Genomic DNA, 21,849 nt, shown 5'->3' with positions numbered 1-21,849 from the left:
AACCGGCGCGCATCAAAAGGTCAGTTCCGGCTCATGGCGGAGAGCCATTCGTCGATCCAGGCCTTGCGGTTTGCGGCGACCTCCTCCGAACTCATCAGGAAGGTCGTCTTCGGCTGGACCAGTTTGCCGAAGGCGTCCGGCAGGGGTTCGCCGGGCTTTGCCACGGGCATCATCCAGTTGGTGGTGGGCAGGATCGCCTGGGCCTGCGGACCGCTCAGAAATGCGAGAAAGGCCTTGGCGAGGTCGGGATCGCGCGCGGCCTTCGTCAGGCCGGCCACCTCGATCTGGATGTAATGACCCTCGGCGAAATCGGCCGCCTGATAACGGTCGGTGTTTTCGGAAACCATGTGATAGGCCGGCGAGGTCGTGTAGGACAGCACCATCGGCGCTTCCCCCTTGATGAACAGGCCGTAGGCTTCCGACCAGCCGGGCGTGACGGTGAGGATGCGGTCCTTGAGCGTCTTCCACGCCTCGGCGGACTGGTCGCCATAGACGGATTTCACCCAGAGCAGCAGGCCGAGGCCCGGTGTGGAGGTGCGCGGATCCTCGATGATGATCTTGTCCTTGCCGCCGCCCTCGACCAGTTCCTTCATGCTTTTCGGCGGGGTCTTCAGCGTCTGCGTGTCGTAGACGAAGGCGAAGTGGCCGTAATCATAGGGCACGAAGCTATCGTCCGAAAAACCGCCGGGCACGGTCAGCGCCGAGGTGTCGAGGCCATGCGGCGCGAAGAAGCCGGTGGCCTTGGCCTCGGTGACGAGATTGGTGTCGAGGCCGACGACGACATCCGCCTTGGAGGCGGGGCCCTCGAGCTTCAGCCGCGTCAGCAGTTCCACGCCATCGGCGACGCTGACATAAGCGAGCTTGCAGTCGCAGGTCTTCTCGAAGGCTTCCGCGATCTTCGGGCCGGGACCCCATTCGCTGGTGAAGCTCTCATAGGTATAGACGGTCAGCGTCTTCGGCTCGGCGGCTGCCGCGCCGGTGGACATCGTGCCGGCGGTGAAAAGCCCCGCCGTCAAAACCAAAGCCGTGGTGAAAAGCAGGGTTGTGGACAAGGGTCTGGTGCTGCGCATGCGCGCCTCCTTCAAATACGGGTTTCAAGGGGAATAGCGCTTGCGAGCCGTCTAATCCCTCCGCCGGTGCAAACCGGATCAGGTTCCGCGGGTTGGCTTGTCAGCCTCTCAGCCCGTCTTCCCGAGACGAATGATCGTCACGTTGGAAAGGCACCCCGTTAGAGCATCGAGAAATCTAGCGGCGGTCCTGCAGGTTGGCAAGATCGAAGCGTGCGGAGCAGGGCATGGAAACGCCGGGCCGCTCGCACGTCTTTGGGCTTTTTGCGCCCTTTGACCTTTGCCTCGGCGGCGGCTTCGCGCTATGGCAGCGCCATGACCGAAACCGCATTCACCATCCTGCTCGGCGGGCCGCTGACGATGACCGACCGGCTGGCCGCGCAGCTTGCCGGCACGCGCGTGATCGCCGCCGATGGCGGCATGCGGCATGCGGCGGATATCGGCCTAACGCCGGAGCTCTGGGTCGGCGATTTCGATTCGACGCCAGATGCGCTGATCGCGGCCTGGCCGCACGTTCCGCGGGAGCCCTATCCGCCTGCCAAGAACGAGACCGATGGCGAGATTGCCGTGGCGGCGGCGCGGATGCGCGGCGCGCGGCGGCTCCTTCTTGCCGGTGCGCTCGGCGGCGAGCGAAGCGACCATGCTTTCCAGCACCTGCTGCACGCTCTGCAGCTTGCCGAGACCGGGCTCGACGTGGTCCTGACCTCGGGCGAGGAGGAGGCGGTGCCGCTTCTTCCCGGCGAGACCGAAATCGACCTGCCGAAAGGCTGTCTGTTTTCCGTTCTGGGTCTCGATGCGCTGACCGATCTCTCCATTGCGGGCGCGCGTTATCCGTTGACCCGTTTCGCGGTGCCCTTCGGGTCGTCGCGCACCATTTCCAACGTGGCGGAAGGACCCGTGACGCTGACGCTCGGCACCGGTCGCGCGATGCTGCTCGCCCGCCCCCTCGACATGACAGGAGCCTGACCATGGCGCCGCCCATTCTGAAACTCGACGATATCGTTCTCACCTTCGGCGGCACGCCGCTGCTCAACGGGGCAGCGCTGCAGGTGGAGCCGGGCGACCGGATCTGCCTCGTCGGCCGCAACGGCTCCGGCAAGTCGACGCTGCTGAAGATCGCGGCCGGCCTGATCGAGCCGCAATCGGGCGAGGTGTTCCGGCACCCGTCATCGACCGTGCGCTATCTGGAGCAGGCACCGGATTTCGGCGCCTATACGACGGTGCAGGCCTATGCCGAGGCCGGCCTCGGGCCGGGCGACGATCCGTACCGGGTGACCTATCTGCTCTCGCATCTGGGCTTGAGCGGCGAGGAAAATCCGAACGATCTCTCCGGCGGCGAGGCGCGGCGCGCGGCGCTCGCGCGGGTGCTGGCGCCCGAACCCGATATCCTGATGCTCGACGAGCCGACCAACCATCTCGACCTGCCGACCATCGAATGGCTGGAAGGCGAGCTGCAGAAGACCCGCAGCGCGCTCATCCTCATCTCGCACGACCGTCGCTTCCTCGAAAAGGTCTCGACCGCGACCGTCTGGCTCGATCGCGGCACCTCGCGGCGGCTCGACCGGGGGTTCGGCCATTTCGAGGCCTGGCGGGACCAGGTGCTGGAGCAGGAGGAGCTGGAACAGCACAAGCTCGGCAAGCAGATCGAGCGGGAAGAGCATTGGCTGCGCTATGGCGTGACCGCCCGGCGCAAGCGCAACATGCGCCGCCTCGGCGCGCTGCAGGATCTGCGCTCCAACTATCGCGGCCACAAGGGACCGCAGGGGTCGGTGCAGGCGAGCGTGTCCGACGCGCAGGAATCCGGCAAGCTCGTGATCGAGGCGGAGAAGATCACCAAGGCCTATGGCCCGCGCACCATCGTCGCGCCCTTCTCCATCCGGGTGCATCGCGGCGATTGCATCGGTCTCGTCGGCCCGAACGGCGCCGGCAAGACGACGCTCCTAAAGATGCTTACCGGCCAGCTGAAGCCGGACGAGGGCAAAGTGAAGCTCGGCACCAATCTCGAGATCGCCACGCTCGACCAGAAGCGCGAGGACCTGAACCTCGAGGATACGCTCGCCAACTACCTGACCGACGGGCGCGGCGAGACGCTGCTGGTCAATGGCGAGCAGCGGCATGTGACCGGCTACATGAAGGAGTTTCTGTTCCAGCCCGAACAGGCGCGCACGCCGATCAAGAATCTCTCCGGCGGCGAGCGGGCGCGGCTGATGCTAGCGCGCATTCTCTCGCGCCCGACCAACCTTCTGATTCTCGACGAGCCGACGAACGACCTCGACATCGAGACGCTGGACCTGTTGCAGGAGATCGTCGCCGGCTTTGCCGGCACGGTGATCCTCGTCAGCCACGATCGCGACTTTCTCGACCGCACGGTCACCTCCACCATCGCGCCGGCCGACCCGGAAGCGCCGGACGGGCGCTGGATCGAATATGCCGGCGGCTATTCGGACATGATGGTGCAGCGCAAGGGCGTGGCCGACGAGCGCAAACGCGCCGAGAAGGCGGAGAAGGCCCGCCAGACCGGTGCCGCTTCGACCTCCGGTGCCGGTACCGGTGCTGGTGGCGCTGCGAAAACCGCCAAGGGCAAGCTGTCCTTCAAGCAGAAGTTCGCGCTCGAAAACCTGCCGAAGGAGATGGACAAGGCGCAAGGCGAGATCGCCAAGCGCGAGGCCGAGATGGCCGATCCGAAACTTTTTGCCAAGAACCCGGCGCGCTTTGCCGCGCTCGCCGCGGAGCTCGAAAAGCTGCGCGCCTCGATCGAGACGATGGAAGGCGAGTGGCTGGAGCTGGAAATGCTGCGTGAGGAACTGGAAGGGTAGGGGAGGCGCTGGCCATTCCCTTTTGGCCGTCCCCTCATGGGCATCCCCTCATGGGCATTCCCTTGGCCATGCTCCTCGGCCGTCCTTGATTCGCACCCGCATCGGGTCTATGACTTGCGCCGTGGTGATTTGGCCGGCCGGCTTGCAGCCACGTTAAACAAGTCGCTAAAGGGCCGTGGGACGATGTTTCGCCCGCTACCCTCCATTTCGGCCGGTGTCGTTACTCCGAGTGAAGCCGATGCCCATCAAGATACCCGATACGCTGCCCGCTTTCGAAACCCTCGTTTCCGAGGGCGTGCGGGTGATGACCGAAACGGCCGCTATCCGTCAGGATATCCGGCCGCTGCAGATCGGGCTTCTCAACCTCATGCCGAACAAGATCAAGACCGAAGTGCAGATGGCGCGCCTCGTCGGCGCCTCGCCGCTGCAGGTCGAGTTCACGCTGATCCGGCTCGGCAGCCACAAGGCGAAGAATACGTCGGAAGATCACCTGCTCGCCTTCTACGAGACGTTCGAGGACGTTCGCGAGCGGCATTTCGACGGGTTGATCATCACCGGCGCGCCGGTCGAGCTGTTGCCCTTCGAGGAGGTCACCTATTGGGAGGAGATGCAGCAGGTCTTCGACTGGACGCACACCCACATCCACTCGACGCTCAACATCTGCTGGGGCGCGATGGCGGCGATCTACCATTTCCATGGCGTGCCCAAGCATCCGCTGCGGGAAAAGGCCTTCGGCGTCTACCGTCATCACAATCTCAACCCGTCTTCCGTCTATCTCAGCGGCTTTTCCGACGATTTCCAGATCCCCGTGTCCCGATGGACCGAGGTCCGGCGCGCGGATATCGAGACGGTGCCGGGGCTGGAGATCCTGATGGAATCCGACGAGATGGGCGTCTGCTTCGTCCATGAGAAGGCGGGCAACCGTCTCTATGTGTTCAACCATGTGGAATATGATTCGACGTCTCTCGCCGACGAGTATTTCCGCGACGTGAATGCCGGCGTGCCGATCAAGATGCCGCACGACTATTTTCCCCACAACGATCCGGAACTGCCGCCGCAGAACCGTTGGCGCAGCCACGCCCATCTTTTGTTCGGCAACTGGATCAACGATATCTACCAGACGACGCCCTATGAGCTGAAAGAGATCGGCAAGGGCCGCTGAGGCTGTAGCAAGCGCGCCAGACGGCGCGCGTCCGTGATGATCCGCGCAGGACGCGGGGAAGACAATGCGGTCGGCGGCGCCCCCTGGTGCTGCGACCGGACAAAAGCGAGGAACGCGATTTGACCAGCACTGCAATGGAGATCTTCGGCCATCTGAAGACGGGTGAGCCCGTGCACCGCGTGACGATCCGCGGCGGCGGTCTGACGGCCCATGTCCTCTCCTGGGGCGCCGTCATCCAGGACCTGCGGCTGGAGGGGCATGCGCCGCCGCTGGTGCTGGGCTTCGAAGCGTTCGAGGATTATCCGGCCCACTCCTCCTATTTCGGGGCGACGCCCGGCCGCTCCTCCAACCGCATCGGTGACGGCCGCTTCTCGATCGACGGCGAGGATTTCCAGCTCGAACTCAACGAGAAGGGCGTGACCCATCTTCATGGCGGCAGCGACGGCATCGCCAAGCGCCTCTGGACCATCTTCGACGTGACCGAGGATTCCGTTTCGCTGAAGATCACCGATCCCGCCGGCCGTGCCGGCTATCCGGGAACCTGCGAGATCGCCGCGACCTACCGGCTCTCCGGCCAGGGTTGCCTCAGCGTCACCTACACGGCGACGACCGACGCGCCGACGATCGCCAATCTCTGCCAGCATACCTATTTCAACCTCGATGGGCGCCCCGATACGCTCGGCCACGACATCATGATCGCCGCCGATCACTATCTGCCGACCGACGAGAAGCAGATCCCGACGGGCGAGATCGCGTCTGTCGAGGGCACGGCATTCGATCTGCGCGAGATGACCTCCATGCGCCGGCAGACGGAGGGCGAGAAGGTGCTCTACGACCATAATTTCTGCCTGTCGGGCGACCGGGGTCCGAAGCGCTCCGCGGTGCTGGCGCGCAGCATCGATTCGGGCGTTTCGCTGGAAGTCCGCACGACGGAGCCCGGCGTGCAGTTCTATTCCGGCTTCAAGCTGCACACGCCCGTGCCCGGCCTCGAAGGCCGGACCTACGGCCCGTTTGCAGGCTTTTGTCTGGAAACCCAGATCTGGCCCGACGCCGTCAACCACGACGGCTTTCCGAACGCCATCCTGCGCCCCGGCGAAACGCTGCGCCAGGAAACGGATTACATCTTCTCGAAGAGCTGATGATCTGTCGGCAGGCGCTCAGTTCGAGCGCCTGCCGACAGCGGCATGATGCCGATCGTCCCAGGAGCTGAACCGGCTTTTGGGGCGATCGTGCTTTAGGGAGAACGTGTGGGGACGGATCGCTCGGAATGAGGAAATGCCGGGCTGCGGCTTGAGCGCATCGGCACAGGCTCGGATGCACGGACCGACATCGACGGAACGAGACCGTTAATAAAAAGTTGACAGCGGTCAACTTTGTAGAGTGTGTTCACCTGTGAAGAAAATGGAGCGGGTGAAGCGATTCGAACGCTCGACCCCAACCTTGGCAAGGTTGTGCTCTACCCCTGAGCTACACCCGCTCATCAACCAAGGTCCGGGGGTAGTCGGTGGACCGTGGCGTCGCCGTTTTCGTTGGCGACGGGCGCTATATCGCTCAGCCGATTTGGAAATGCAACAGGGAAATGACGATGGGGGAAGAAAATTTCCGGAATTTCTTTCAAGTGGTTGGCGATGCTCGGTTTTCCGCGGAGGCGTTTCGCCGGACAGATGCCCCGAGCGCTCTGGCGACCCTGGCGCATGGCACGCGTCGCGCTTTGGGAATGGTATCCGTCGCCTCTGCGATTGCGCCGCGGCCTGCCGCTTCGTAAGCACGTGAGGCGCAGGCACAGGAGCTGGACATGACCGACACGCAGCCGAAGACGGCAGAAGACCTTTTCCGCTTTCTCGACGATCTCGGGATCGCCTACCAGACGAAGCGGCATGCGCCGGTGTTCACCGTTGCCGAATCGGTGTCGCTGCGGGACGAAATCCCCGGCGGGCACACGAAGAACCTGTTCGTGAAAGACAAGAAGGACAATTACTTCCTTCTGACCGTCGAGGAGCATGCGACTGTCGACCTGAAGACCGTGCACACGCTGATCGGCGCGGCGAGCAAGGTCTCCTTCGGCAAGCCGGAAAAGCTGATGGAGTATCTCGGCGTCGTCCCCGGTGCGGTGACGGCGCTCGGCGTCATCAATGACCATCGCCACGCCGTGACGCTGGTGCTGGATGCCGACCTGATGCGCGAGGAGATCGTCAACTGTCATCCCCTGACCAACGACGCGACGACATCGCTGTCATCGAAGGATCTGATCCGCTTCGCCGAGGCGACGGGGCACGTGCCGCTTGTCTTGAAAGTCACGGCCTGACATACGATCTTTGAGGGCGATTGCCGGACGACACCCGGCGAAGACGAGGATCGGGGCTGCGCATGGTCCCCACAAGGAGCATTCGATGAGCGGCAACAATCCCTACTCCGGTTCCTATGGCAGCCAGATGAGCGCAACGGCCACCTATGGCGGCGCGCCGGCAGGCGGCTCTCCGTCGCCCCTGCCGTCGTCGGCCTCTGCTAGCGCACCTGCTGGCGGCGGCGGTGCCCTGATCTCCGACACGACGACGGCCACCTTTGCCCGCGACGTGCTGGAGGCCTCGCGCGGTCTCCCGGTCCTGGTCGATTTCTGGGCGCCCTGGTGCGGCCCGTGCAAGCAGCTGACGCCGATCATCGAGAAGGTGGTGATGGAAGCCGGCGGGCGGGTGAAGCTCGTCAAGATGAACATCGACGATCACCCCTCGATCGCGGGGCAGCTCGGCATCCAGTCCATTCCGGCCGTGGTCGCCTTCATCGATGGACGTCCGGCCGACGGCTTCATGGGGGCGGTTCCGGAAAGCCAGATCCGGGCCTTCATCGAGAAGATCGCGGGTCCCATGGTCGACGACCAGGCGGCCGAGATCGAGGGCGCACTTGCCGAGGCACGGCAGCTCCTGGAGGCGGGCGACCTGCAGACTGCCGGCGGCATCTTCGCCTCGGTGCTTCAGGTGGAGCCGGACAATCTGCCCGCCCGCGCCGGGCTTGCCGAGGTGATGATCGCCTCGGATGCGCTCGATCAGGCGCGCGAGTTCCTGTCCGAGCTTTCCGACGAGCAGAAGGCGGACCCGAAGGTCTCGGCCCTGCTCAAACGGCTCGACCAGATCGACGAAGCGCGCAAGCTCGGCGATCCCAAGGCACTGGAAGCCGCGCTTCTCGCCGATCCCGACGATCACGCCGCTCGGCTGAACCTTGCCAAGATCCGCAATGTGGAGGGCGACCGCCAGGCTGCGGCCGATCACCTGCTGACGATCATGCGGCGCGACCGCAGCTTCGACGACGACGGGGCCCGCCGGGCGCTGGTCGCCTTCTTCGAGGTGTGGGGCCCGGCCGATCCGGCGACGCTGTCGGCGCGCCGCAAGATGTCGGCCATCCTGTTCTCGTGAACTTTTGCGGGCCGGAGCCGTTTCCCCCGGTTCGACAGTCGGCATCCCAGCAGGCGTTTCCCGCTTGAGATTTCCAGCAAGCGCACCATGTGACCCTTAATGCGAGGCGGACGGGCCGATGATCGACCCGTTGCCCCAGATATGGCGGAGTTTGCCTGAGATGCAGGTCGGAAATGCACGTTATCTGAAGCCGAAGGATATTCCGGACGTCATTCCGGTGTTTCCGCTGACCGGCGTTCTGTTGCTGCCGGGCTCGCAGTTGCCGCTGAATATTTTCGAGCCGCGCTATCTCGCCATGTTCGACGACGCGCTCTGCGGCAATCGCCTGATCGGCATGGTGCAGCCGTCGCTCACCGATCATAGCGAGGACAGCCAGGCACTCTGCCAGGTCGGCTGCGTCGGCCGGATCACCTCGTTCGCCGAGATGGAGGATGGACGCTACATCACCTCGCTGACCGGTATCTGCCGTTTTCGCCTGTTCGACGAGGTGCACCCGGTCAAGGGCTACCGCAATTTCAAGATCACGCCGTTTGCAGGCGACCTGTCGGAATCCGAGGACGAGGGGCAGGTGGATCGCGAGGCGCTGCTTGCCGCCTTCAAGGCCTATCTCGACACCAACAAGCTCGAAGCCGACTGGGAGAGCGTCGAGCGCGCCGGCAACACCACCCTGGTCAATTCCATGGCGATGATGCTGCCCTACGGGCCGGCCGAGAAGCAGGCGCTGCTGGAGGCGCCAGACCTCAAGACCCGCGCCGATACGCTGATCGCAATCACCGAGATCGTTCTCGCCAAGACGTTCGGCGACATCGAAACCATGCTGCAATAGGCATTGCGATGGACGAGAGAACCCGCCGCGTCGATCCGAAGCTGCTCGAGCTTCTCGTCTGTCCCCTGACCAAGGGACGGCTCAGCTATCACGCGGCGGAAAACGAGCTCGTGTCGGAAAAGGCAAGGCTCGCCTATCCGATCCGCGACGGCATTCCCATCATGCTGATTTCCGAAGCGCGCAAGATCGAGACGGACGGTGCCGGCCGGGTGCTGCCGCGCGCGACCGAGCAGCCCTAATGTTTATCGTCATCCCCGAAGCTCGTTGGCCTGAAGCGCGTCGGAATCTCTCTGATTCGTAGTCCGCGCTTCGGGCGTGCGTGCGGCCATCGGCTTCAGATCGGCTTGCCGGACAGGAGTTTCGGATCGCTGCCGGCGGCCGCACCTGCCTGCCGGATGAAGAAGGACTTGAGCGGGGTCAACCGATCGACCAGGCCGAGGCCGACATCGCGCAGCAGGCGCACCGGCGGGATATCGTTGGAAAACAGACGGTTCAGCACATCCGTCGTCACGCCCATGCGAACCGTGTCGAAGCGGCGCCAGGTCTGGTACCGCTCCAGCACCGCGAGCGAACCGATGTCGAGGCCGAGGCGGTCGGCATCGACGATGGTTTCCGCCAGAGCGGCCACATCCTTGAAGCCGAGATTGAGGCCCTGCCCGGAGATGGGGTGGATGCCGTGGGCGGAATCGCCGGCCAGCGCGAAGCGGTTGGCGACGAATTCGCGGGCGATCGTCAGGCCGAGCGGGAAAGCGCGGCGGCCGCCGACCACCTTCAGGGCGCCGAGCTTGTAACCGAAGCGGCGTTCGAGTTCGGCCTCGAAGACGAGATCGTCGCTCTCGATCAGGCGGTTGGCATCGTCCGTCCGCTCGGTCCAGACCAGCGACGAGCGGTTGCCTTTGAGCGGCAGCGTGGCAAACGGACCTGCCGGCAGGAAGTGCTCTTCGGCCGTTCCCTCATGGGAACGCTCATGCTCGACCGTGGTGACGATGCCGGACTGGCCGTAGTCGAAGTTCACCGTCTTGATGCCCGCGGCATCGCGAAGCTTCGAGCGCACACCGTCGCAGGCGACGAGCAGGCGGGCCTCGATCTCCCCGCCATCGGCCAGTTTCAACCGGACGGCGTGATCGTCCGCCGTAAAGCCGCTGGCGGTCGTCGATGGCCGGATCTCGATGCCGAGGCTCGCTGCCGTGTCCCGTAGGGCGCCGACAAGCGCGACGTTCGGAACCATGTGCGCGAAAGGACGCTCCGCATCCCCATTGCCCTCGAACGTGAGGAAGACGGGGCGGACGGGATCGGATGTCTTGGAATCCGTGATGACCATGCGGCGGATCGGCTCGGCCTCCGGCGCGATCGTCTGCCAGACGCCCATGACGTCGAGCATGGAGGATGCGGCCGCGGCGATGGCCGAAGCCCGCTCGTCGCCGCGCCAGGCGCCGTCCGGCGCGCCGTCGATCAGCGTCACCTGGAGACGCGGCGCCGCCGTCTTGACCGCGACCGCCAGCGAGAGCCCGACATATCCGCCGCCTGCCACCAATAGATCGATCATCCGTCCCGTCCTTCGCTCTTGTCCTTTTGCGCTATATAGATCATCGACGTCTTGCTTCCTACCGCCGGAGACCGCGCAATGTCCAAAGATGCCTTCCTCGACGCCGCCGGGTCCGCCAGCGCGATGGACGTTCTCCTGCAGACGCTGGACTTGGAAACGCTGGAGGAAAACCTCTTCCGCGGGATTTCGCCGCAGGTCGGCTGGCAGCGCGTGTTCGGCGGGCAGGTGATCGGGCAGGCGCTGGTCGCCGCGCAGCGCACGGTGAGCGCGGATCGCTTCGTGCATTCGCTCCACGCCTATTTCATGCGGCCGGGTGATCCGGCCGTGCCCATCATCTACGAGGTCGATCGCATCCGCGACGGGGGCAGTTTCACCACGCGTCGCGTGGTGGCGATCCAGCATGGTGCGGCCATCTTCGCTTTGTCGGCTTCCTTCCAGGTGGAGGAGGAGGGGCTGGAGCATCAGGTGGCGCCGCCCAAGGTGCCGCAGCCCGAAGAGCTGATGGGGGAGGCCGAGATGAAGGCGATGTTCCTGGCGAACGCGCCCGAGGCGATCCGCCGCTACTGGGAACGGCCGCGGCCGATCGAGATCCGGCCCGTCTCCTTGAAGCACTACGTTTCGCGCGAGCCGCAGGAGCCGGTGCAGCACGTCTGGGTCAAGGCGACGGGCCCGGTGCCGGACGACCGGCCGCTGCAGGCCGCGGTTCTCGCCTATCTCTCCGACATGACGCTGCTCGACACATCGCTGCGCGCGCACGGAACCTCGATCTTCGATCGCGACCTGCAGGTGGCGAGCCTCGATCATGCCATGTGGTTTCACCGCCCGTGCGCGCTCGACGACTGGCTGCTCTATACGCAGGACAGCCCGAGCACGGGCGGCGCCCGCGGCATGAACCGCGGCAGCCTCTACGATCGCTCCGGAAACCTGATCGCCTCGGTCGCTCAGGAAGGACTGATTCGGAAAAAGGCAAATGACTAAATTGTCAGCAAATTTTTAAATTTGCATATTTTTTAGCCTGAAAATTTGACGAATATTTAGCGTTTCCCTGGCGGCCCACCGGGGAATGCGGTGATTTCGTGTCTTTTCCATTATTTTCTGGCCGCGTCCCGAACTGGCACGCGCCTTGAATAGAACTTGGCGGTCGTTGGGGAAACAAGGCTCATCGGCATGCACAGACGGCACGTGAGCCGCAGATGAACAAGGATGGGAAACCAGATGAAAATTGTGATGGCCATTATCAAGCCGTTCAAGCTCGATGAGGTTCGTGAAGCGCTCACCGCCGTCGGAATCCAGGGCCTGACCGTGACCGAAGTGAAGGGCTACGGCCGCCAGAAGGGGCATACCGAAATCTACCGCGGCACCGAATACGCCGTCAGCTTCCTGCCGAAGCTGAAGATCGAAATCGCCGTCGCCTCCGAGATCGTCGACAAGGCGGTCGAGGCGATCGCATCGTCCGCCAAGACCGGCCAGATCGGCGACGGCAAGATCTTCGTCTACTCCATTGACCATGCGGTGCGCATTCGTACCGGCGAAACCGATTCAGAAGCGCTGTAAGCAACGGCTGTTAGAGGGAGCTTTCTTCACATGACATCTCACACATTCTCGACAACCCTCGGGCGCCTCGGCGCCGCAACGGCCGCCTTCCTGGCGCCGGTTGTCGCCTACGCCCAGGATACCGCAGCTCCGGCCGTTGCCGAAGCGGCGGCCGCTGCCGCACCGGTCATGACCGTCGACAAGGGCGACACGACCTGGATGCTCGTGTCCACCATCCTCGTGCTTCTGATGACGGTGCCGGGTCTCGCCTTGTTCTACGGCGGCCTGATGCGCACCAAGAACATGCTGTCGGTCCTGATGCAGGTGCTGATGGTTGCCGCCGTCGCCATGATCGTCTGGGTCACCTATGGCTACTCGCTCGCCTTCACCGATGGCGGCTCGCTAAACAGCTTCATCGGCGGCTTCTCCAAGATGTTCCTGTCGGGCGTCGACGTGACGACGCTGTCGGAAAGCTTCTCCAAGGGCGTCGCCATTCCGGAACTCGTCTTCGTCTGCTTCCAGATGACGTTCGCGGCCATCACGCCCGCCCTGATCGTCGGCGCTTTTGCAGAACGCATCAAGTTCTCGGCCGTCATCCTCTTCACCATCCTGTGGCTCACCTTCGTCTACTTCCCGATGGCCCACATGGTCTGGTTCTGGGGCGGCCCGAGCGCCTATGACGGCCCGACCGGCCTCATCTTCGGCTTCGGCGCGATCGATTTCGCCGGCGGCACCGTGGTTCACATCAATGCCGGCATCGCGGGCCTCGTCGGCGCGCTCATGGTCGGCAAGCGCACCGGCTTCGGCAAGGACATGATGGCGCCGCACTCCATGACCATGACCATGATCGGCGCCTCGCTGCTCTGGGTCGGCTGGTTCGGCTTCAATGCCGGCTCCAACCTCGAAGCCAATGCCTATGCCGTCCTCGCCATGATCAACACCTTCGTCGCCACGGCGGCCGCGATCATCTCCTGGTCGATCCTGGAAACCTTCACCCGCGGCAAGGCCTCCATGCTCGGTGCCGCCTCGGGCGCCGTTGCCGGCCTCGTGGTCATCACGCCCGCCGCCGGCTTCGTCGGCCCGATGGGCGCGATCGTCATGGGTCTCATCGTCTCGCCGCTCTGCTACTTCTTCGTCTCCACGGTGAAGAACAAGTTCGGCTATGACGACACGGCAGACGTGTTCGGCGTCCATTGCGTCGGCGGTATCGTCGGTGCGCTGCTCACCGGCGTGTTCGTCAGCCCGGCCCTCGGCGGCGCCGGCATCGTCGATTACTCGACGGCCGACTTCGCAGCCTCCTATGCGGGCACGGCAACGCAGGTCCTGGCACAGCTGAAGGGCGTCCTCGTGACGATCCTGTGGTCGGGCATCGGCTCGGCGATCATCTTCAAGATCGTCGACGTCGTCGTCGGCCTGCGCGTGCCGGTGGAAGCCGAACGCGAAGGTCTCGACCTCGCAAGCCACGGCGAAGCGGCTTACCACTCGTAAGTGTCTTCGGGAGACCGACCGAAATCCGGTCTCCCGCCCATCCTCATCGATGTGTCTTCGAACCCGGCAGTCCTCTGCCGGGTTTTTCGTTTGCCGCCAGCCTCCCGGCCGCCTCACCTTTTGCAGCCGTGCCCCTCTGCCAGGTTGCTGATTCCCATAGAGAACGTCGACGTGCCGATTGACTTGGTGCCGAAACATTCTCAATTCTTAGCTTTGCTGAAAGAGGACATCATGGCCACTGCGATCCGCCTGCAAAACCCCGCGACCGGCATCACGAAGATCGGCTATTACGGTTTCAGCTGGACCAGCCTGTTCTTCGGCGGCATTCCGGCTCTGCTGCGGGGTGATGTCGGCATCGGTCTCGGGATGATTGCCGTCGGCATGATCGCCGCCTTTATCGGCGTCGGCCTCGGCTGGTTCATCGTCGGCATCATCTGGGCGTTCATCTACAACAAGATCCATACGACGCGGCTCGTGGAGGCCGGCTACAAGCTAGCGGACACGCCCGAGCGGGTGCGCGAAGCGCAGGCGGCGCTCGGCATCGGCGATCAGGCCGTTCTGTAGCGCGAGGCCCCGGGATCCCCATCGATTTCTCTCGGTTTATGCCCTCTGAACGGGCATGGTTAATGGAGCTTTAACCTCCTCTGCCTACCCTGTGGGCTGGGGCGCAGTGCGCTTCGGACGATCAGGGCGCCTCGGCGTACAGGACAGGCAGATTTCCATGGCTAGAAGCAATCAGGCGGCATTCGAAACCCGTTCCGACAGGTTCGTGCTGTCGGCCTTCGTGTGGCGCCAGTCGGTGGCGCTTGCCGGTTATGCGCTCTTCGGGCTGCTGATGGCAGCCGTTGCGGCGCTCTCGACCTGGAATGTCGCCGATCCCAGCTTTTCCTATGCCACGTCCAATCCGCCGACCAACATTCTGGGCACAGGCGGCGCAGCCTTTGCCGACGGGATGATGCAGTTCTTCGGGATCGGCAGCGTCGTGGCGCTGCTGCCCGTTCTGGCCTGGGCACTGGTTCTCATCGGCAACAAGCCGTTCGACAAGGTGATCAAGCGGGCCGCCTGCTGGTTCATCGGCTCGGTTCTGGCCGCAGCGGCGCTCTCCTGCGTGCCCGCGCCGGTGACCTGGCCCCTGCCGAACGGACTTGGCGGCGTGTTCGGAGACATGATCCTGCGTCTGCCCGCCCTGATCACCGGGGAATATCCGACGGGCACCTTCGCCACGGTGCTCGGCTCGATCATCGCCATCCCCGCGACCGTCTTTCTCGTCTATGCCGCCGGTCTTTTCGGCGTGGCCGATCCGGACGAGGAGGAGGCGCCCGTGGTGACGCCAAGCAAGGCGAAGACCGTTCGCGAGGAAATCGAAGACGACGAGGCGGAGGGCGGCTTCGTCCTGTTCCTGGCCGGCGCCTTCACGCATATGCGCTACACGACGCAGGCCCGCTTCCGCCGCCTCTTCGGTCTTGCCCGCCGCAAGCCCGCGCCGGAGCGCGATTTCGACGAGCCCTATGATTTCAACGATGACGAATTCGGGACGCTGAACGAGCCGGTGCGGCGCAAGTCCGCCGTCCGGGTCGAGCCGTCGCTCGATGGTCCCGCGGCCCCGCGCCGCGCCGCGGCTGCGGTCGATCCCGGCTTCGACACGGATTTTGCCGACGAGGACGATGCCGACGGTGCCGATGACGTGCTGCCGTCCGGGCTGCTGTCCGGCGACGACGACATCGCCTCCGCTCCGGCAGCCCGCCGCGCGCCGGTCTCCGGACGGGTGGTTGCGGCGCAGCCGCGGCCGCGTGCGCCCGAGCCCGCCTATGAGCGGCACGGCAATGGCCATGGCGGCCATGGCACCTTCACGCTGCCGCCGCTCGAATTCCTGACCGAACCGAAAAACGTGGTGCGCGATGCGACGCTTTCGGCCGACGCGCTGGAACAGAATGCGCGCATGCTCGAAGGCGTGCTCGAGGACTTCGGCGTCAAGGGCGAGATCATCCATGTCCGTCCCGGTCCCGTCGTTACGCTCTATGAGCTGGAGCCGGCTCCCGGCATCAAGTCCTCGCGCGTCATCGGGCTTGCCGACGATATCGCCCGCTCGATGAGCGCGATCGCCGCCCGTGTCGCCGTCGTGCCCGGCCGCAATGCCATCGGCATCGAGCTGCCGAACCAGCGCCGCGAGACGGTCTACCTGCGCGAACTCATCGGCTCCAGAGACTTCGAAGGCAGCAAGGCGAAGCTCGCCATGGCGCTGGGCAAGACGATCGGCGGCGAGCCCGTCATCACGGATATCGCCAAGATGCCGCATCTGCTGGTGGCCGGCACCACCGGTTCGGGCAAGTCGGTCGCGATCAACACGATGATCCTGTCGATCCTCTACCGAATGACGCCGGAACAGTGCCGGCTGATCATGATCGACCCGAAGATGCTCGAACTCTCCGTCTATGACGGCATCCCGCATCTGCTCTCGCCGGTCGTCACCGATCCGAAGAAGGCCGTCGTGGCGCTGAAATGGACCGTGCGGGAGATGGAAGAGCGCTACAAGAAGATGTCGAAGATCGGCGTGCGCAACATCGACGGCTTCAATTCGCGCGTCGAGCAGGCGCTGGAAAAGGGCGAGGCGATCAGCCGCACGGTGCAGACCGGCTTCGACCGCCAGACCGGCGAGGCGACCTACGAGACCGAAGAGTTCGATCTGCAGCCGATGCCCTACATCGTCGTGATCATCGACGAGATGGCCGACCTGATGATGGTCGCCGGCAAGGACATCGAAGGGGCTGTGCAGCGGCTTGCGCAGATGGCCCGTGCCGCCGGCATCCATGTGATCATGGCGACGCAGCGTCCCTCGGTCGATGTCATCACCGGCACGATCAAGGCGAACTTCCCGACCCGCATTTCCTTCCAGGTCACGTCGAAGATCGACAGCCGCACCATTCTGGGCGAGCAGGGGGCCGAACAGCTCCTCGGCCAGGGTGACATGCTCTATATGGCCGGCGGCGGACGCATCCAGCGCGTCCACGGGCCCTTCGTCTCGGACAACGAGGTCGAGCAGATCGTCTCCTATCTCAAGACGCAAGGCGCACCGGACTATCTCGACGCGATCACCGAAGACGACGGCGAGGACGACGAGGGCGGCAATGGCGGCGGTCCGGCCGGCACCGGCAACCTGTCGGAGTCCGACGATCCTTACGACCAGGCCGTGGCGGTCGTCCTCCGGGACGGCAAGGCTTCGACCTCCTATGTCCAGCGTCGGCTCGGCATCGGGTACAACCGGGCAGCCTCGCTGATCGAGCGTATGGAAAAGGAAGGCATCATCGGCGCTGCCAATCACGCGGGAAAGCGCGAGATTCTGGTGCCGACGGAAGACGAGATCTGACGACGCCGATCGTCTCGTGCTCGGGGCGTTCTCGCGCGCGCTAGCTCTCGGTCCCTCACGTCATCGCCGGCCAAGTTTTCGCCGGTCATGTCTTCGCCGGCCAGGTCTTGAAGGTGCCGCACTTGCGCGCCACATCTCGGCTATATCGAACAGGAGTTTCCCATGACAGAGACACGAACGACCGACAGGACGGGACAGGCGGATCGGTCGCTCCTGTCGCGGCGCAGCTTCGTGGCAGGCGTGGCGGTCTTCGGCGTGCTGGCGACACTGGGCATTCTGCCCGATCCCGCCGCCGCCCAATCCACGGGCGTCGCACAGAAAATCGCCGATCACTTCGCATCGGTGAAGACGATGACCGGCGAGTTCGTCCAGTTCGGCCCGCGCGGCGAGCAGACGGGCGGAAAGTTCTTCATCAGCCGTCCGGGGCGCATCCGCTTCAACTACGAGGCGCCATCGCCGATGCGCGTGATTGCCGATGGCAAATCGGTGGTGATCGGCAACCAGAAGCTCAAGACCTGGGATCTCTACCCCCTGTCGAAGACGCCGCTGAACCTGCTTCTGTCCAACTCCATCGATCTCTCCGGCAAGACCGTGCGCGACGTGAAGGAAGAGACGGACCTGATCACCATCGTGCTCGGCGACCGATCGATCTTCGGCGACAGCACCATCACCATGATGTTCGATCCGAAAACCTACGACCTTCGCCAGTGGACGATCACCGACCCGCAGAAGAAGGACACGTCCGTGATGATCTTTAACGTGAAGACCGGCATGCCGATGGACGACGCCGTTTTCCGGATCCCCTACGACGAGATCCGCAAGTAGGCCTCATCCGCAAGAGGCTCGCCCGCGCTTGTCCTGCGTCCGTAAACTTGCTTAAAGGTCCCCAGCGGGACCTTTTTGCATTCCGGAAGGCACATCATGACATTGTCGATCGCAACCTGGAACATCAACTCCGTGCGCCTGCGCATGCCGCTGGTGTCGGATTTCCTCGTGCGGTTTCAGCCTGACATCCTCTGCCTGCAGGAAACCAAGTGCCCGAACGACCTGTTCCCGGTAAAGGCCTTCGAGGCGCTTGGCTACGGGCACATGGCGATGCACGGGCAGAAGGGCTATCACGGCGTCGCCACGCTCTCGCGCCTGCCGCTGACGGAGCTCGTGGACCGCCGCGACTATTGCGGCGTCGGCGATGCACGGCATCTCTCGGTGGTCTTTTCGCACGGGTCCAAGCGCATCCGGCTGCACAATTTCTATGTGCCGGCGGGGGGCGACGAGCCGGACCGGACGATCAACAAGAAGTTCGGCCACAAGCTCGATTTCCTCGAGGAGATGAAGCTGCTGCATGCGGAGGCGGACGCCGGCGTGTCCTCGATCCTCGTCGGCGACCTCAACGTCGCGCCGCTCGAACACGACGTCTGGTCGCATAAGCAGCTTTTGAAGATCGTCAGCCACACACCGGTGGAAACCGAAGGCCTGACATCGATCATGACAGGCGGCGCCTGGGTCGATCTGATGCGCCAGCACACGCCGTCGCCGGAAAAGCTCTACACCTGGTGGAGCTACCGCGCCAAGGACTGGGAGGCGGCCGACCGCGGACGGCGCCTCGACCATATCTGGTCGTCCGCCGACCTCGCCACCCATCTCCGGCAGGTCGATATCGTCAAGGAAGCGCGCGGATGGGAGCGCCCCTCCGACCATGTGCCAGTGATCGCGACCTTCGACCTCTGAAGGCTTGTCAGAGAAAGCGCGGGGCGAGCTTGCCGACGCGGTTGATCATCGCGTTGAGATTGTCGCGGATGCGCTTGTCCACGAGGGCGGCGACGTCGGGATACTCTTCCAGCATGCGGTGGAACAGGGGGCGGGTGATGCGGATCACCTCGGTTTCGACTTCGGCGGTCGCCGTGAACTTGCGTTCCACGAGCGATATCATGGCGAGTTCGGACAGGAGCGTGCCGCGGCCGACCGCGGCCATCGTCTCGGTGCCGCCGCTCGGCGTGGTGCGCGTCAACGCCAGGCGTCCGGCGGCGACCGCATAGGCGCAATCGGCCGGCGCACCCTCGCGAAACAGCTGCTGGCCGCGCACCAGCCGTCGGCGTTCCGCGCCGAAGGCGACGAGACGGAGCTTGTCGTCATCGATGTCCGCAAAGAGCGGTACGATCGAGAGAAGGGCGATATCGTCGTTCAGCGCCAAGGGGCTCTCCGATCCATTGCCGTCCGGAGCTGGACAGCCGACCGTCAGCCTCTGTTACGGGACGATCTTGTAGCCGCCATTTTCTGTCACCAAAATCTCGGCATTGGAAGGGTCGCGCTCGATTTTCTGGCGCAGACGATAGACGTGGGTTTCCAGCGTGTGGGTGGTGACGCCGGAATTGTAGCCCCAGACTTCTTCCAGCAGCACGTCGCGGGTCACGACCTTCTGGTCGGCGCGATAGAGGTAGCGGATGATCGCCGCCTCCTTTTCCGTGAGGCGGATCTTCTGCCCGTTTTCGAGCGTCAGCAGCTTCTGGCTGGGCTTGAAGGTATAGGGCCCGACGGTGAAGGTGGCGTCCTCGCTCTGCTCGTGCTGGCGCAACTGGGCGCGAATGCGGGCCAGCAGGACGGCGAAGCGGAAGGGCTTGGTGACATAGTCATTGGCGCCGGCTTCGAGCCCGAGGATCGTGTCGGAATCCGTGTCATGGCCGGTGAGCATGATGATCGGCGCCTTGAAGCCGCCTTTTCGCAGGAGCTTGACCGCCTCGCGGCCGTCCATGTCCGGCAGGCCGACATCCATGATCAGCAACGACACCGTGCCGGTGCGGGCCGTCTGCACGCCCTTGCTGGCTGTCGCCTCCTGAAGAATCACGAATTCCTCGTAGAGCGAGAGCTGCTCGACCAGCGTCTGGCGCAACACGTCATCATCGTCGACGAGCAAAATGGTACGGGATGACATCGGTGTTCTCTCCTGAGCGTCTGGCGTAAATTAGCTCTCGCGGCGGACTTGGCAAGCGCTGGACCGGTCGCGGCAGCACAAGAGCCATCATGCTCGCCGGCCTTGCCGCAATCGGGGACGGCCACCGCCGGAGACGGGCGATCTCGGCGTGTCCTCTCCATGAGAGCTGTTTCCCGAAAACGCGTGTCCCTCACGGATCTTGCGCGCTTTCGCTGACGAAGCCTAGCTAACATGGCATGATGGGGCTGCACCATCACGACCCACGCACTTTCCTGTGAGCCCTCATGCGCAAGATCCCGGCAAAGCCCCGTTCCTCCCCCGGCACGATCATCGTGCGGGCAGCGCCGGGAAGCCGCACCCGGGCCCTGGTGTCCTTTGCCGGGCGAACGGAACGGGCGGCGATCGGGCGCGGGGGCACGACCGCGCGCAAGCGGGAGGGCGACGGCGCGACGCCGATCGCGGAGATGCCGCTGATCGGCGGCTATGTCAGGGCCGACCGGATCGCGCCCCCCGCGACCCGTCTTCCCCTCAAGCGCACGCGGCCGGGCATGCTCTGGTGCGATGCGCCGGACCATGCGTGCTACAACCGGCCGGCGACCGCTCCTTTCGCGGGGCGCCACGAGCGGATGATGCGCGATGATGGGCTTTACGATGTCTGCCTCGTGATGGACTGGAACCTGCGCGTTCGCCGCCGCAACGCGGGCTCGGCGATCTTCTTTCACCTCATGCGTGCCGGCTACCAGCCAACGGAGGGCTGCATCGCGGTCAGCCTGCCGGCGATGCGACGGATCCTTGCCTTTGCGCGCAAGGGCACGCGCGTGACGGTGCTCGGATGATCAGAAGGTCGGCGGCGTGTTGATCCAGATCAGCACGGTCTCGGCATCGTGCAGGTTGCGCCAGGCATGGAAACGGGTGCTCTCGAAGTAAAAACTGTCGCCGTCCGTCAGGTCGAAGAACTGGTCGCCGTCGAGCACGATCTGCATCCTGCCGTGCAGGACATGCAGGAACTCCTCGCCATCATGCCGGTAGGCGCCTTCGCTGGAGGCGCCCGGGGCGAGAACGAAACGGTGGCACTCCATCTGGTGGCGCCCCTCGGCCAGGGGCTGGATGGTGACGCCGGAGGCAGTCGCGGGCCAGGCGGTCCATTGGCCGGCGCGCACGAGCGACTGGCGATGGTCGCCGCCTTCCTGGCCCGACAGGGCCGAGAGCGTCGTTCCGAAGCAGGCGGCAAGCGTGTGCAGCGCCGGCAGGGACAGGCCTTGCGAAATCCGCTCGAAGGAAGAAAGCAGCGACAGAGTGATGCCGGTCTCGTCCGCCACGCTCTGCAGCGTTCGGCCCGTCTGCCGGCGGAGGTGGCGGATCTTCGGACCGATGGCGGAGACTGTGTCCCCGTCGGTCTTCAGCGTAGTCGGTGGCTCGGCCGGTGCCGCGGTCTCGATCTCGTCCTTCAGGACCTCGCGGATGGCGGCGGGATTGAGACCCTTTTCCGTGCGCAGCCAGCCGATCGTCTTCAGCCGGTCCATCATCGCCTGGTCGAAAAGCCGCTGGCCCGTCGCGGATCGCAGGGGCTCGATCAGCCCCTGGCTTTCCCACAGACGCAGCGTCGAGGCGGACACACCGGCCATACGGGCGGCTTCCGTGATCTTGAAGCGAATGTCGTCCATATCGAGTGGCCCTGGAATCTGCAGAGGACCTCTCATAGCCCGACGAA

21 protein-coding genes, 1 tRNA gene and 2 riboswitches are annotated in these 21,849 nt (G+C 64.4%); of the genes, 16 read left to right on the top strand and 6 right to left on the bottom strand.

Annotation, left to right across the window (positions count from 1 at the left end):
* Nucleotides 1–20 precede the first annotated feature (20 nt).
* Nucleotides 21–986, bottom strand: a complete 966-nt coding sequence (gene thiB, locus ASG39_RS17695; RefSeq protein ID WP_156468191.1) for a thiamine ABC transporter substrate binding subunit — start codon at nucleotides 984–986, stop codon at nucleotides 21–23.
* Between the two features lie 122 nt (nucleotides 987–1,108).
* A riboswitch (TPP riboswitch) is annotated at nucleotides 1,109–1,238 on the bottom strand.
* Between the two features lie 144 nt (nucleotides 1,239–1,382).
* Here thiB and ASG39_RS17690 point away from each other — a divergent pair.
* The 4 genes from ASG39_RS17690 to ASG39_RS17675 all read left to right on the top strand — a co-directional run bounded on the left by ASG39_RS17690 (nucleotide 1,383) and on the right by ASG39_RS17675 (nucleotide 6,184).
* Nucleotides 1,383–2,033, top strand: a complete 651-nt coding sequence (locus ASG39_RS17690) for a thiamine diphosphokinase (RefSeq protein WP_062596401.1) — start codon at nucleotides 1,383–1,385, stop codon at nucleotides 2,031–2,033.
* Between the two features lie 2 nt (nucleotides 2,034–2,035).
* Nucleotides 2,036–3,883, top strand: coding sequence for an ABC-F family ATP-binding cassette domain-containing protein (locus ASG39_RS17685; RefSeq protein WP_062596301.1), 1,848 nt, complete (start codon nucleotides 2,036–2,038; stop codon nucleotides 3,881–3,883).
* A gap of 111 nt (nucleotides 3,884–3,994) precedes the next feature.
* Nucleotides 3,995–4,072: riboswitch (SAM riboswitch) on the top strand.
* Nucleotides 4,073–4,121: 49 nt separating this feature from the next.
* On the top strand, nucleotides 4,122–5,045 hold the full coding sequence (metA, locus tag ASG39_RS17680; protein WP_062596300.1) for a homoserine O-succinyltransferase: 924 nt from the start codon (nucleotides 4,122–4,124) through the stop codon (nucleotides 5,043–5,045).
* Nucleotides 5,046–5,179: 134 nt separating this feature from the next.
* Nucleotides 5,180–6,184: an aldose epimerase family protein gene (locus tag ASG39_RS17675; protein WP_082477340.1), complete on the top strand. Its 1,005-nt coding sequence runs from the start codon at nucleotides 5,180–5,182 to the stop codon at nucleotides 6,182–6,184.
* A gap of 263 nt (nucleotides 6,185–6,447) precedes the next feature.
* Here the strand turns inward: ASG39_RS17675 and ASG39_RS17670 are convergent.
* Nucleotides 6,448–6,522 (bottom strand) — tRNA-Gly (locus ASG39_RS17670).
* 318 nt (nucleotides 6,523–6,840) lie between these two features.
* Between ASG39_RS17670 and ASG39_RS17665 the strand changes: the two genes are divergently transcribed.
* The 4 genes from ASG39_RS17665 (at nucleotide 6,841) to ASG39_RS17650 (ending at nucleotide 9,517) form a co-directional block, all read left to right on the top strand.
* Complete coding sequence (locus ASG39_RS17665; RefSeq protein WP_062596299.1) at nucleotides 6,841–7,350, top strand: prolyl-tRNA synthetase associated domain-containing protein; 510 nt, start codon at nucleotides 6,841–6,843, stop codon at nucleotides 7,348–7,350.
* Nucleotides 7,351–7,435: 85 nt separating this feature from the next.
* Nucleotides 7,436–8,452: a thioredoxin gene (gene trxA, locus ASG39_RS17660; RefSeq protein ID WP_062596298.1), complete on the top strand. Its 1,017-nt coding sequence runs from the start codon at nucleotides 7,436–7,438 to the stop codon at nucleotides 8,450–8,452.
* A 160-nt stretch (nucleotides 8,453–8,612) separates the two neighbouring features.
* Complete coding sequence (locus ASG39_RS17655) at nucleotides 8,613–9,278, top strand: LON peptidase substrate-binding domain-containing protein (RefSeq protein WP_062596297.1); 666 nt, start codon at nucleotides 8,613–8,615, stop codon at nucleotides 9,276–9,278.
* Between the two features lie 8 nt (nucleotides 9,279–9,286).
* Nucleotides 9,287–9,517 carry a Trm112 family protein gene (locus ASG39_RS17650; protein ID WP_062596296.1) on the top strand — a complete coding sequence of 77 codons (231 nt, stop codon included), beginning with the start codon at nucleotides 9,287–9,289 and terminating at the stop codon, nucleotides 9,515–9,517.
* A 95-nt stretch (nucleotides 9,518–9,612) separates the two neighbouring features.
* On the opposite strand, the gene ASG39_RS17645 is transcribed toward ASG39_RS17650, so the two are convergent.
* Nucleotides 9,613–10,914 carry a ubiquinone biosynthesis hydroxylase gene (locus ASG39_RS17645; RefSeq protein WP_277995976.1) on the bottom strand — a complete coding sequence of 434 codons (1,302 nt, stop codon included), beginning with the start codon at nucleotides 10,912–10,914 and terminating at the stop codon, nucleotides 9,613–9,615.
* Between ASG39_RS17645 and tesB the strand changes: the two genes are divergently transcribed.
* From tesB to ASG39_RS17610, 7 genes are all read left to right on the top strand, one after another.
* Nucleotides 10,903–11,802 carry an acyl-CoA thioesterase II gene (gene tesB, locus ASG39_RS17640; RefSeq protein ID WP_062596294.1) on the top strand — a complete coding sequence of 300 codons (900 nt, stop codon included), beginning with the start codon at nucleotides 10,903–10,905 and terminating at the stop codon, nucleotides 11,800–11,802. The genes ASG39_RS17645 and tesB overlap by 12 nt on opposite strands.
* A gap of 225 nt (nucleotides 11,803–12,027) precedes the next feature.
* On the top strand, nucleotides 12,028–12,378 hold the full coding sequence (locus ASG39_RS17635) for a P-II family nitrogen regulator (RefSeq protein WP_018328583.1): 351 nt from the start codon (nucleotides 12,028–12,030) through the stop codon (nucleotides 12,376–12,378).
* A gap of 30 nt (nucleotides 12,379–12,408) precedes the next feature.
* Entirely contained in the window at nucleotides 12,409–13,845 is a 1,437-nt protein-coding gene (locus ASG39_RS17630) for an ammonium transporter (protein ID WP_062596293.1), read from the top strand.
* A gap of 231 nt (nucleotides 13,846–14,076) precedes the next feature.
* Entirely contained in the window at nucleotides 14,077–14,409 is a 333-nt protein-coding gene (locus ASG39_RS17625) for a hypothetical protein (RefSeq protein WP_062596399.1), read from the top strand.
* A gap of 157 nt (nucleotides 14,410–14,566) precedes the next feature.
* Entirely contained in the window at nucleotides 14,567–17,209 is a 2,643-nt protein-coding gene (locus ASG39_RS17620) for a DNA translocase FtsK (protein ID WP_062596292.1), read from the top strand.
* A 162-nt stretch (nucleotides 17,210–17,371) separates the two neighbouring features.
* Nucleotides 17,372–18,034 carry an outer membrane lipoprotein carrier protein LolA gene (locus ASG39_RS17615; protein ID WP_062596291.1) on the top strand — a complete coding sequence of 221 codons (663 nt, stop codon included), beginning with the start codon at nucleotides 17,372–17,374 and terminating at the stop codon, nucleotides 18,032–18,034.
* 96 nt (nucleotides 18,035–18,130) lie between these two features.
* Nucleotides 18,131–18,937 carry an exodeoxyribonuclease III gene (locus ASG39_RS17610; RefSeq protein WP_062596290.1) on the top strand — a complete coding sequence of 269 codons (807 nt, stop codon included), beginning with the start codon at nucleotides 18,131–18,133 and terminating at the stop codon, nucleotides 18,935–18,937.
* Between the two features lie 7 nt (nucleotides 18,938–18,944).
* Here the strand turns inward: ASG39_RS17610 and ASG39_RS17605 are convergent, their stop codons facing one another.
* Together ASG39_RS17605 and ASG39_RS17600 are read right to left on the bottom strand one after the other, a co-directional pair.
* Nucleotides 18,945–19,400 carry a cyclic nucleotide-binding domain-containing protein gene (locus tag ASG39_RS17605; RefSeq protein ID WP_062596289.1) on the bottom strand — a complete coding sequence of 152 codons (456 nt, stop codon included), beginning with the start codon at nucleotides 19,398–19,400 and terminating at the stop codon, nucleotides 18,945–18,947.
* Nucleotides 19,401–19,454: 54 nt separating this feature from the next.
* Complete coding sequence (locus ASG39_RS17600; RefSeq protein WP_062596288.1) at nucleotides 19,455–20,138, bottom strand: response regulator transcription factor; 684 nt, start codon at nucleotides 20,136–20,138, stop codon at nucleotides 19,455–19,457.
* Between the two features lie 284 nt (nucleotides 20,139–20,422).
* Here ASG39_RS17600 and ASG39_RS17595 point away from each other — a divergent pair, with 284 nt between their 5' ends.
* Nucleotides 20,423–20,974: a L,D-transpeptidase family protein gene (locus tag ASG39_RS17595; protein WP_062596287.1), complete on the top strand. Its 552-nt coding sequence runs from the start codon at nucleotides 20,423–20,425 to the stop codon at nucleotides 20,972–20,974.
* Here ASG39_RS17595 and ASG39_RS17590 read toward each other — a convergent pair whose 3' ends face one another.
* Nucleotides 20,975–21,802, bottom strand: a complete 828-nt coding sequence (locus tag ASG39_RS17590) for a MerR family transcriptional regulator (RefSeq protein ID WP_062596286.1) — start codon at nucleotides 21,800–21,802, stop codon at nucleotides 20,975–20,977.
* Nucleotides 21,803–21,849 lie beyond the last annotated feature (47 nt).

Source organism: Rhizobium sp. Leaf371 (genome assembly GCF_001424045.1).
Taxonomy (GTDB): Bacteria; Pseudomonadota; Alphaproteobacteria; order Rhizobiales; family Rhizobiaceae; genus Ferranicluibacter.
The sequence above is the reverse complement of the archived record's forward strand: the minus strand, read 5'-3'. Positions and strand labels throughout refer to the sequence as shown.